The 1,853-nt window shown below is 34.2% G+C and carries 2 protein-coding genes; both read right to left on the reverse strand.

All coding sequences use genetic code 11. From position 1 onward, the window contains the following. Positions 1-1,053 precede the first annotated feature (1,053 nt). Positions 1,054-1,440, reverse strand: coding sequence for a hypothetical protein (locus tag ACFIL8_RS09745; RefSeq protein ID WP_375682239.1), 387 nt, complete (start codon positions 1,438-1,440; stop codon positions 1,054-1,056). 149 nt (positions 1,441-1,589) lie between these two features. Continuing rightward, positions 1,590-1,853 (reverse strand): YadA-like family protein (locus ACFIL8_RS09750; RefSeq protein ID WP_375612610.1); only part of this gene is annotated, 264 nt, incomplete at its 5' end.

Genomic DNA, 1,853 nt, shown 5'->3' on the forward strand with positions numbered 1-1,853 from the left:
TACACCCTCAAGAAACGTGTTTCTAAAATCAGGATTTGCTGAAAAAACAGGCGTAACATTCGATAAGAATGTAGCCGTTATAGCCAACGAAAGAACTTTAACAAAAGAAAAACGAGAACGTTTTAATTCACTCGCTGCTTGTGGGGCATATAATTTTTTCATAACAAACTCTCCAATGAAAAAACTTAGAAACACCTCCAAAACATAAAAAAGACACATTTTAGCATTATTGATGTCTTTGGAATTCAGAGTAGACGATCATTGCTTAGAGTGTGAACATTTTGAGTCTTTAGTCTTGTTCTGTTTGTGCTCTCTGTATTGAGATCTAAATGCTTGTCTTTTTGATTATGTTTTGTGGACATAAAGATAACACATTTAGAGTCTAAGGGTTTTAGTGTGCTGTTTTTTCCTAACTAAAAAAGAGGCCTTGTATATTTGATATTACTTTTTACTTGGTAGTGATTACTATAAAATCCTTCGTACTAGGTTTTAGTATGTATTTTCCTAACTATAGACTTTATTTTTATTAGAAAGCATGGTTTTATTAATAATAAGTAAAGTAAAAAGAAATTGTAATATGTCCGGAATATATTCTTCTTTGGATAACTGGCTTTTTAGTTGGATTTTTTCTTTTTAATATATCATATAATGATATATGCGTGGTCCCGTGATGTACCTTTTATCTTTACGCACTACTTATCCCCCTTTGAATTATTTTATCAAAATGAGTCTTACTAATATACATTTTCATACAGCTATAGGCTGTTCAAGAAAATAGCAACATAAAAATATAACTTTTTAGCAATATGGATTCTACTGTGATCTTTTTTCAACAAAATATAGAAAATCTTCTATAAAACCTCACAGTTTATAGCCTCATCAAATATTATGCTTATCTCTAGATAAATACTGTGTATCTACAAAAAAATATTCACCCTCATTTAATAAAATAAGAATAAATGTTGTTAAAAGAATCCCTTGCTATCATCAACGCAGCTTTAATCTTAAGCCAACATCTCTTCTCTAATCTCCGCAGAACTCGTTGCGGATATATTAGAGCAAATGAAGCCATCCTCTGATATATAACCAGCACCAAGAGCAAATGCGAATTGTCCACGCCATGCGCCCGCTATCAAATGAAACAATCAACTTTCCTAGTGTATCGTTATAACGCAAACCTACCACTGCCAAACCAACAGCCGCTACTTGTCTTGCTTCTTTCCGAACATCTTCAATAACATAACTAAACATTTCAAATTTCATATCGGTGGAGGATTTCGATTCGTTAACACCATTACTCATCGCATTATCCTTGGATTCAGAAAAATATTTATCTACATATTTTTTCGTATCATCAAAAACTTTCTTAATCCGCTGCTTACTGTCATGTAACAACCAACTAGCCCCCTCCACGACTTCTGTCAAATTTGCGTAAAACACACCACTCTTCAGACATTTTCTCTTTTTTTATTTTCAACATTAATGCTGGCATTGTTATTTATGGGAGTCGTTCTTTTAATCGTGTAACTCTTTTCGCCCCTGTCTTGTATAGACAGGAGCGTTTTTGAAAATAATCGTAGTGAATTTTATTAATTTAGAGTTAAGCTTAATCCTACACCTACACCCCAGCGCCCTCCGGCACTTGTCACAGATAGACTAGAGCGAATATTTCCATCTTCAGATGTATAACCAGCACCAAGAGCAAATGCGGACTGATTAAGCCATATACCACTACCAAGTGCAACACTTAACTTTCCTGGTGCATCATTGTAACGCAAGTTGGACACCGCTAGACCAATAGCAGCAGCTTGTCTTGCTTCTTTCCGAACATCCTGAATAGCATAATTCAATGT

The organism is Bartonella sp. AP57NXGY (genome assembly GCF_042195805.1).
Classification (GTDB): domain Bacteria; phylum Pseudomonadota; class Alphaproteobacteria; order Rhizobiales; family Rhizobiaceae; genus Bartonella.